This window comes from Psychrilyobacter sp., assembly GCF_037132775.1.
Taxonomy (GTDB): domain Bacteria; phylum Fusobacteriota; class Fusobacteriia; order Fusobacteriales; family Fusobacteriaceae; genus Psychrilyobacter.
The window spans coordinates 1-9100 of record NZ_JBAHZY010000085.1 but is presented as its reverse complement, the minus strand read 5'-3'; the positions used below and the strand labels follow the sequence as shown (position 1 = coordinate 9100).

The window sequence follows — 9100 nt, the reverse complement described above, 5'->3', positions numbered from 1 at the left end:
TCTTTCTGTAAAAGCTTCCAAAACGATCTTAAATTTGAACTTAGAAGAGTAAGTTTTTCGTGTATTCATAATCAAAATCCCCCATATTGTTTTCTTAAATTATACCCTATTTTTTTGCTTAAGGTTAAACACTCTTTGTATAAATTTATACGACCATTATATATCTCCTATTCATTTTAATAAAAAACATTTTTCAGAGGAGATAATAAGCAAGCATGGTATTTTAAAAGGAATCAATTTTGAATTAACAGAAGGTGCATTTATAGATGACATCGATAAATGTATTGAAAAAATAAAAATTTTAAAAACTATAGGAATTAATTTTTCAATAGATGATTTTGGTACAGGGTATTCCTCCCTTTCCTATTTATCAAAGTTGCCAGTAACCACCTTAAAAATAGACCGTTCATTTGTGGTAAATATGTTTGAAAGTTTGGACGATATGAATATTATAAAAACTATTATTGAATTAGGAAAAATTTTAGGATTAAAAGTAATAGTAGAAGGAGTAGAAACCATAGAGGAAATAAGCGTTTTAAAAGACATGGGGGTAGAGAATTTTCAAGGTTATTATTATGGTAAACCAGAGGAATTAGAGGTAGTACTGAAAAAATTAGAGGGAAAAGAATATATTAAAAAAATTTAAAAGAAAGCTTTTAAGTTGTCGTTAGTAAGAGAAACTCCAAGATGGGGACAGGAGGTTGAAGGAGCGTTAGCTTTTTTTATTATTTTTAAATTCTTGATAAAAAAAATCAAATATTATATAATTATTTATAATCAAATATCCTTAATTTTTATATTTAAAATAGGAAAAATGAATTTTAAAAGGAGAAGTATAAGATGAAACAATTTAGTAGGCAGTCTCTTCTGATTGGAGAAGAAAAAACAAAAAAATTAATAAATTCATCGGTAATTGTCTTCGGATTAGGTGGTGTAGGTGGATTTACCATAGAAGGATTAATCCGTTCAGGTATCGGGACTATAACCTTGGTGGATTTCGATACTGTGGATATCACCAACTTTAACAGACAGCTCATAGCCACACACAGCTCTATCGGACAAGAAAAAACAAAGTTATTTAAGGATCGTATCTCAGATATAAATCCCAATGCTATAGTTAACATTCACAATCTAAGGGTTACACCTGAGAATGTAAGAACTTTATTTGATCATATGAAATATGATTATATTGTAGATGCTATAGACACTATTTCCGCTAAACTAGCTTTGATTGAAATTAGCAAAGAAAAAGATATCCCTATAATTTCTTCTATGGGATTCGGGAATAAATTGGACCCTACTACTATTCAAGTTGCTGATATCAGCAAAACTAGCGTCTGTCCTCTAGCTCGTACTATCAGAAAGGAGCTAAAGAAAAGAAGGATAACAAAAATAAAAACAGTTTTCTCACCAGAGATTGCTATAAAACCTAAAAATCTAGATGGTTCCAGGGAAAAAGCTGTCAATGTAGGAAGTGTCTCCTTTGTCCCTTCAGTGGCAGGGCTTATTATAGCCGGAGAAGTGATTAAAGATCTAATAAAAAGTTAAATAGGAGTTGATATAGATGAAAAAAATAGGATTATTTTATGGAACTACCGGAGGAAGAACTACTGGTGTAGTTGATGAATTTGATTTCAACCTAGGAGATAACGTTGAAATATTTGATGTAGCCAATGGAATTAAAAAAATAAAAGAATTTGAAAACCTAATATTAGTTACACCTAGTTATGGATTTGGTGAATTAGAAGCTCACTGGGAAGCTGTCATAGAGGATTTTAAAAACATTGATCTCAATGGTAAAACTTTGGCTCTTGTAGGTTTAGGAAGTCAGACTACATTCGGAGAATCATTTGTAGGAGCTTTAGAAGTTTTATATAAGATCATCATTAAAAATGGTGGAAAAATTATTGGATTAACTTCTACAGATGGATATCATTTTGAGGAATGTGAAGCTATGGTTGAAGGTAAATTTATGGGTTTAGTTTTAGATGAAGAAAATCAAGATGATATGACTCCTGATAGGATCTATGATTGGCTTGAAGTTGTTAAACTAAAATTTAACTAAAAAAGTAATCTAGGAGGATAAAGATCCTCCTTTTTTTACTTTTAAAGCCCCTACCTTAAAATAGAGATAGTTTTTATTGACAAACAAAGATTATGAAGCTATAATAGTTATATCTAAACAAAGATAACTAGGAGGAGTTTTTATGAAAGTTTCATCAAGGAATAATAAATGGATATTTGAATTTGATACTATCTCTATCGTCTGTGGCATTACTTGTATCAATAATGTATACACAGTCTTATTCGAACTAAATGACAGGATCATAAAAATAAATACTAGTGATCTCGATAAAACTTTTTTATCTTTAGAACGATCTTTTAATTCCAACGTTATCTTAAATTACAGGTAATTATAAAGAAAAATTATACGGATTTTTGGCGACTATAAGTCGCCTTTTTTTATTTCAAATTTATGATATAATATAAGGAATATAAAATTATCAATTTGAAAAGATAGCACTACTATAATAAAATTATTGAATAACTTAACTTGAAAGGAAATTTATGAAGGTATCAATACTAGGGAGCGGAAGTTCTGGAAACTCTATTTTTATCGAGGTAGATAAGTTTAAAATTTTAATCGATGCTGGATTTAGCGGTAAAAAAATAAAGGAAAAATTAGAAGTTATAGGAGAAGATATAAGTAATATCCAAGCACTCCTCATAACCCATGAACACGGAGACCATGTTTTAGGAGCTGGAATCATCTCTAGAAAATATAACCTGCCTATCTATATAACCAAGGAAAGCTATGATGCTTGTCAGCATAAATTAGGAAAAATAACCCCTTCTAACTTAAATTTTATAGAGGGAAAATTTTATTTAGGTGATATATTAATAACCCCATTTGATGTTATGCATGATGCAGAGAGAACTGTTGGATTTTCTGTGGAATATATGGAAAAGAAACTTACCTTAGCTACCGACATAGGACATATAACTAATATTGTGCGAGAGCAATTTAAAGGCTCTCAAATTGCCATCATTGAGTGTAACTACGATTATAATATGCTTATGAATTGTGACTATCCTTGGGACCTTAAATCACGTGTCAAGGGGCGTAATGGACACCTCTGCAATGAGGACACTGCAAAATTTTTAACTGAGTTATATCATGAAGATTTAGAAAAAGTTTATTTAGTTCACGTGAGTAACGACAGTAATTGCTATGATTTAGCTTATAATACTGTGGAATTTGAGCTAATAAAAAACGATATAAATATCGATCTTGAAATTGTGAGACAAAATACTGTTACACCTATATATATATCAAAAAAATAAACTGTGATTATCCGCTAAATCAGATTTGATCCGTGTGCTATGGTTTAGATATTTTTTAGTTTAAATATCTGTAATTCGTGTCACACATTTAACTTTTTTGATTAAATTAGATTTAATTAAAAAATTAATACTTATGTATCAGTCAGAACTTAGTCTGCGTCATTTTTTTATTTGACGATAAAAGAAAAGATAGGAGGAAAATATGAAAATCAACAATTTATGGGAAGAAATCAATTTTGAAATAAATACCTGCAAGGTTTTTAAGAAAAATGAAAAAGACAGTAAAGTATTGTTAGGAGGAGGAAATAAAAGTTCTAATCTTTTATTTATAGGGGATGACCCCAATCTTTTTGAAGATGAAAATCTAAGGGTAGCTCCTAACAGCAGTGGTGCATTTTTTAAAAATCTATATGAATTAGTCGATCTACCACCAGAGGCATTTTATCTTACCAATGTTGTAAAATGTAATTTGAGATTAAAGGATCTTTCTCTAGAAGAAAAAAAGATATATGCAGATGTTTTGGATATGCAAATTGCCCTTTTAAAGCCTAAAATAATAGTTACTCTAGGTCAAGAAGTTAGTAGATTTTTACTCAGAGATAATACACTAAAAATCTCTAAAATCCGCGGAAAAACTTATGATTGGGATGGCGGAATCAAAGTAAACCCTATCTATGATCCTAGTTTTTTAATCAGAAACAGTGATAAGAAAAAAGGCAGCCCAAAATGGATGACTTGGAAAGATATGGAAGAAATTAAAAAAATAATGGAGGATATTCATGGATAAAAAAAAAATAAAAAGTGAAATATTGAAAAAAAGAAACAATCTTTCCAAGGAATTTATTAAAGAATATTCTGAAAAGGTTTTTAACATACTTATAAATTCTTCTATCTATACAGATGCTAAAGTCATCATGTCCTATATGAATTTTGGAGGAGAGATCGACACCAATTTTATAAATAACCATATTTTAAAAAGTGAAAAAACTCTAATCCTCCCAAAGATGTTAGAAGATGGTGGATTAGTGGGCGTTATCTATGATGATTCTAAAAAATTTAATGATCATAACTCTTTTAAAATCAAGGAAATAGATGGGGCTTATGTAGATATAAAAAAAATAGATCTAATTATCATTCCAGGATTAGCTTTTGATCTACATGGAAATCGTATAGGTTTTGGAAAAGGATACTATGATAAATTCTTAAAATATTATTCTGGTCTTATCGTAGCTCCCCACTATGAATTTCAGCTATATGAAAATATTCCATGGGAAGCTCATGATAAAAAAACAGACTATTTATTGGGAACTTCTCTTAAAAAAACTTCTAATTAAAACAATTCATCTGTTAACTAAAAGACTAAAAAACTCAAGGATATCCTTGAGTTTTTTCCTTAACTATTCTTTATTTACTTCGCTTTTCTCTTCCTTATTTTTCCCTTCTATCCTTTCTTCTTCCACTTCTTTTTTATTTGCCCCTTCCAACTCCTTTAAGTATTTTTCAGCACTTATTCTCTTTATATCAATAATCTTTTCTCCTAACTTAAACTCATCATATTCTTTTTCGCCCTCTTTCCCTTCTCTATTCTTTATTTTAAGCCTATAATAAAATTCTACTTTAATCTTATTGGCACCCTTTGAAATTTTATTTAATTCTACAACAGAATCATAGTAATTTTCTCTCATAACCTTTCCGGCTATTAAATCTTCGTTCTTTAATTTTTTCACATCCTTATAATAAGTTGTTTTATAAACTACATCCAATGCTGTTGTTCCTGTATTTGTTATCTTAGATACTAAATATGTCTTTTTTTTATCGGTAACAACTTTGAAAGTATCAAAATTTCCACCATATTCTAATTTACCTCTATAGCCATAAACTGTAGAGACCAATATATGTACTATTTCTAAATCAATCCCTACCTTCTCATCATCCTTTTCGGTATTGTCATATTTTTTTACTGGCATCTCCTCAAATACCAGATGACTTCTATACTCCCCATCCACCAGACCCTTTGGAGGTCTGGCAGCCATTCTAATTATTTTTTTACTGTTGGGTTTGAGATAAACCATCTTAGGATATACTATGATCCAGTCACCCATATAAAGATCCTTTGTTTTTTGATCTTCCGGTCTCCTTGAATAAATTTTTATTTTCTTCAATTTTTTGGTACCATTCTTCAAATAAATTTTTTGAGTTGCCTGCCTGTCCAAGCTCAATTCTTGAATTTGAGGTGCCACCTCAAAGTTAGCGTATAATCTTGAAAACAAAAATAAATATATAATCATTTTTTTTAGCATAATCTCACCTAATCCTTTTTATAAGAGATGACTTTAAAGTTATAGTCTTCATAATAACTGCCATATTTATCTAATTTGATATTTAATTTTTTAGCTTTTTCCTCGAAATTTAACTCTCCTTCTCCCCTATAGTCCATTTCTAAAATATAATTACCTGGAAGAACCTTCTCTAACATGAAAAAACCCTCTGGCTCCAATCTCTGTTCCATGACTACTTTTCCATCTAAAGTTTTTAGTTGAACATAAAGTTGGGATATTATAGGAAAAAACTTTACCCCATCTACTGTCTCTCCACGAAACTCTAAATCTCCCATTATAACTGAAATTACTTGAATTGGAACATCCATATGTCCACCAGTTGCCGGGTATAATTTTATATGTTTTTTCTCATTGGCCGGTTCTAACATAGGATCCAATGTTTCTATACTAACCTCAAATTTCTTCACTTCGTAGGAGCTAATATCATCTATAAAATATAGTCCGTCTACTCCAGTTATTCCTTTTTTCCTTCCAACTTTTACCTCAACCCCCTCTAACAGAGCTTCCTCATCATCATATTTTCCATTATTATTATCATCCATAAATACCTTCCCTTCCATCCAGGATCTATCTGGAGATGGATTAGAGTTACTTATAAATAGTTTTTCTAAAATAATAGTTTTTTCCATATCTACCCCTATATTATAATTTGTTTCATCTTCATCGTGTATTAGGTCACCTATAATTTCTAACCAACTAGATACTTTATATCTGGCTTCCAATCCTGCTTCATATTCATCTTTAGAATTATATTTGAGAAAAGTTCCTCCCCTAAAATTCTTATTTTCTGCTGTTTTAAGAGCTACTTTTAATTTTGTTTCATCCTCAAAATCTTGAAAATCAGAATCTATTTGAAAGATAAAATTCAAGTTAGTATCATAGATTTCAATATTACTATTGGAATAATTATAATATAATCTATTGGTTCCATAGTCTTCTGAAAAAGGATAAGAAACTCCTAATTCATGGGATATTCTATTTTTATTTTGGTATATTCCTGCACTAGCATATTCCTCTGTAAACCCAAATTTATCGATATTATCATACCTCAAATTATATCCTAAATAATTATTTATAACCCCTCTCCAATCAGCTATATACCTGTTTTTATAATCTTCTAAAAAAGCTGTAAAATCATTGTACATATATCCTTCCAAGGAAAGTATATTTCTGCCTAATCTTTGTCTTACCTTCCCCATATGAGAGTATCTATTTTCGTCGCCCTCATGTTCTATGTCATAAATTTCTGAAAATTCAAAATATGTGGGATATTTTACCGCTCCCGTTGTATAATATAAATTTAACCCTATTAATTCAGTCGGAAAATTATAGTTTTCGGTTCCTATTCTTTTTTCCGTAAGATCATTTATATAATCAAAACCCATCGTTAAATTATTGGTTAATCCGTAGGAAGCTTCAATATTTCCTTCCACTTCTTTTTTTTCTATATCTATCACTTCTTCTTCTTCATTAAAATCCCTATGGGTACCTATTAAAAGACCATAATCTATCTCACCTTTTTTTAAGATCTTATTTCCACTCATCATAGAAACTTGTCTTACCTCTATAGAACCATCAAAATCGTATATTTTTATGGTGTATATATCGCTATAACCTTGAATATTAATATTTTCAAACGTGTAGGACCCATCTTCCCCTACCCTGGTAAAATCATATAATGAACCATTTCTATATAATTCTATATTTGAATTAAATGGTGCAAATCCCCTGATAGAAGTCTGCCCTACCTCTATATCTCCGGCACCATTCCAGTCTTGAATAGCTATTCCTGTCAACCTTTTTGACCCTAAAAATTCATAGGACCGCATATTGGCATCTCCTATAATTATACTTTTATCACCTAAAATTTCATTATATCTTAAAGCTGTATACCCAAAATAAGCATCTGGATGAATAAATCCTGTGGTGGTAAAATCTCCATAAAGTAGATGGGTTTCATATCTTGCTGAGAAAGTTCCTTCCTCGTCTTCAACATTAAAATTACTATATCTTGGTCGGAGCACTCCTAGAGTAAATAATTTTCTCTCCTGGTAATATACATCTTTTTCGTCTATATCTTCCTCATCATCAGCACCTAAACCTTTGAGTCTTTCTTCCTGCTCTAGATAGATTTCATAAGGAGTTTTAAACTTGGTTTTAACTTTCATAAGATAGGTCTCTGTATTCCACTCATAACTCGCTAATTTGAATACCTGTGAAAGATCGTTCCCCCTTATATATATATCCTCTTCTTTACTGATATATTTAGTGTCTCCATAATAAAATTTATAATCGACTTCCCCTAACCTACCGTAAATCATCTTCTTTTCCCTATCTATTTTCATACCTCTAGCCATGGTTAAAGCAAATAAATTCATCACACCTACATAGGGTTCCTCTAAAGAATAATCCATATATATAGGGAAAAATGGATATTTAATTTTTTTATTTATATTTATTTCTATATATCCCTCCTCATAACTACCTTTAAATTCCTCCCCAAAGGAAACAACAGATAAGAATAGTAAAAATATAATTATTTTTTTTCTCATTATATGCTCCCCCTAAAAAATAGCTTTCACTGGTAGATACTTTTGTGATACCCTTTACAAGTAATAATTTAAAATTTACAATGTCTAATTAAATTCAAAAATCCTGAAATAACCTTTTTTTCTTTGTGTTCTTCGTAATTAAGTTTTATTTTGTCTTTTAATTTTCATCTGATAACTACCTTTCTCCTAGTCCACATATCTTACTTTTATGGATAAATTATCTGTTAAAGTTTTATGTTCTTGTCTATTTTTTAATTTTAATTTTACATCTAACCTAAATTTACCCCTTCCACTGCCATCTAATTTCACCACTTTTTTCTTTGGTCTAATAGTCATCCTATTCCCATATAAATCATAGGTTTCAGGAACTATAATTTCCACAATTCCACCTGCTTTTCCATCTACATAGACCCCTATACCGTTCAAGGAAACAGTCTTGTCGCCCTCTACTACTATTCCAAAATTAAGCGGGTCTACACTGATAATTTCCAATGAAAAACTTAAATTTGTCATTAATATAAATAGTAATAAAATTATCTTCTTCATTTTATACACCTCCAAAATATCTATAACGTTACTTACAAGATACTTAAAAAAAAAAAAAATCCTTCAATTTTATGTTTTTAAAATTATAAAATATTATTAGATTTTATAACCTTCATTTCCCTCTCTTATACATGAAAATAAGCGGGCTAAAAGCCCACTTATTTTTTTTAGCTATTGTTTACTATTGATATTTAGCTTCGGCAAGTATAAAACCTAATTTATAACCAGCACTTATTTTTGTTAAGTCAAGATATAAATCTACTTCTATTTCTTTTTGACCACCATATAAATATACACCTTGAGTAACTGTCATAGCTC

At 30.0% G+C, this 9100-nt stretch carries 10 protein-coding genes; 7 read left to right on the top strand and 3 right to left on the bottom strand.

The features are described 5' to 3' along the window. The first annotated feature begins 67 nt into the window (after positions 1-67). From V5784_RS05760 to V5784_RS05730, 7 genes are all read left to right on the top strand, one after another. Positions 68-646, top strand: coding sequence for an EAL domain-containing protein (locus tag V5784_RS05760; protein ID WP_336888090.1), 579 nt, complete (start codon positions 68-70; stop codon positions 644-646). 194 nt (positions 647-840) lie between these two features. Beyond that, the gene (locus tag V5784_RS05755; RefSeq protein ID WP_336888089.1) at positions 841-1548 is read left to right on the top strand and encodes a tRNA threonylcarbamoyladenosine dehydratase; all 708 of its coding nucleotides are present in this window, start codon (positions 841-843) and stop codon (positions 1546-1548) included. A gap of 16 nt (positions 1549-1564) precedes the next feature. Continuing rightward, positions 1565-2065: a flavodoxin gene (locus V5784_RS05750; RefSeq protein WP_336888088.1), complete on the top strand. Its 501-nt coding sequence runs from the start codon at positions 1565-1567 to the stop codon at positions 2063-2065. Between the two features lie 142 nt (positions 2066-2207). Continuing rightward, positions 2208-2414 carry a hypothetical protein gene (locus V5784_RS05745; protein ID WP_336888087.1) on the top strand — a complete coding sequence of 69 codons (207 nt, stop codon included), beginning with the start codon at positions 2208-2210 and terminating at the stop codon, positions 2412-2414. 154 nt (positions 2415-2568) lie between these two features. Further along, positions 2569-3345 (top strand): MBL fold metallo-hydrolase, encoded by a 777-nt coding sequence (locus tag V5784_RS05740; protein ID WP_336888086.1) that lies wholly within the window; start codon positions 2569-2571, stop codon positions 3343-3345. Positions 3346-3547: 202 nt separating this feature from the next. Further along, positions 3548-4132 (top strand): uracil-DNA glycosylase, encoded by a 585-nt coding sequence (locus tag V5784_RS05735; RefSeq protein WP_336888085.1) that lies wholly within the window; start codon positions 3548-3550, stop codon positions 4130-4132. Then, on the top strand, positions 4125-4679 hold the full coding sequence (locus V5784_RS05730) for a 5-formyltetrahydrofolate cyclo-ligase (RefSeq protein ID WP_336888084.1): 555 nt from the start codon (positions 4125-4127) through the stop codon (positions 4677-4679). Before V5784_RS05735 ends, V5784_RS05730 begins: the two co-directional genes overlap by 8 nt. Before the next feature lie 63 nt (positions 4680-4742). On the opposite strand, the gene V5784_RS05725 is transcribed toward V5784_RS05730, so the two are convergent. From V5784_RS05725 to V5784_RS05715, 3 genes are all read right to left on the bottom strand, one after another. Next, positions 4743-5645: a hypothetical protein gene (locus V5784_RS05725; protein WP_336888083.1), complete on the bottom strand. Its 903-nt coding sequence runs from the start codon at positions 5643-5645 to the stop codon at positions 4743-4745. A gap of 8 nt (positions 5646-5653) precedes the next feature. Next, entirely contained in the window at positions 5654-8236 is a 2583-nt protein-coding gene (locus tag V5784_RS05720) for a hypothetical protein (protein WP_336888082.1), read from the bottom strand. Positions 8237-8422: 186 nt separating this feature from the next. Next, positions 8423-8782: a hypothetical protein gene (locus V5784_RS05715; RefSeq protein ID WP_336888081.1), complete on the bottom strand. Its 360-nt coding sequence runs from the start codon at positions 8780-8782 to the stop codon at positions 8423-8425. Positions 8783-9100 lie beyond the last annotated feature (318 nt).

Coding starts and splice junctions, on each gene's coding strand:
- V5784_RS05755 (WP_336888089.1), top strand. CDS start 841: ATGAAACAATTTAGTAGGCAGTCTCTTCTGATTGGAGAAGAAAAAACA.
- V5784_RS05735 (WP_336888085.1), top strand. CDS start 3,548: ATGAAAATCAACAATTTATGGGAAGAAATCAATTTTGAAATAAATACC.
- V5784_RS05745 (WP_336888087.1), top strand. CDS start 2,208: ATGAAAGTTTCATCAAGGAATAATAAATGGATATTTGAATTTGATACT.
- V5784_RS05730 (WP_336888084.1), top strand. CDS start 4,125: ATGGATAAAAAAAAAATAAAAAGTGAAATATTGAAAAAAAGAAACAAT.
- V5784_RS05725 (WP_336888083.1), bottom strand. CDS start 5,645: ATGCTAAAAAAAATGATTATATATTTATTTTTGTTTTCAAGATTATAC.
- V5784_RS05750 (WP_336888088.1), top strand. CDS start 1,565: ATGAAAAAAATAGGATTATTTTATGGAACTACCGGAGGAAGAACTACT.
- V5784_RS05715 (WP_336888081.1), bottom strand. CDS start 8,782: ATGAAGAAGATAATTTTATTACTATTTATATTAATGACAAATTTAAGT.
- V5784_RS05720 (WP_336888082.1), bottom strand. CDS start 8,236: ATGAGAAAAAAAATAATTATATTTTTACTATTCTTATCTGTTGTTTCC.
- V5784_RS05740 (WP_336888086.1), top strand. CDS start 2,569: ATGAAGGTATCAATACTAGGGAGCGGAAGTTCTGGAAACTCTATTTTT.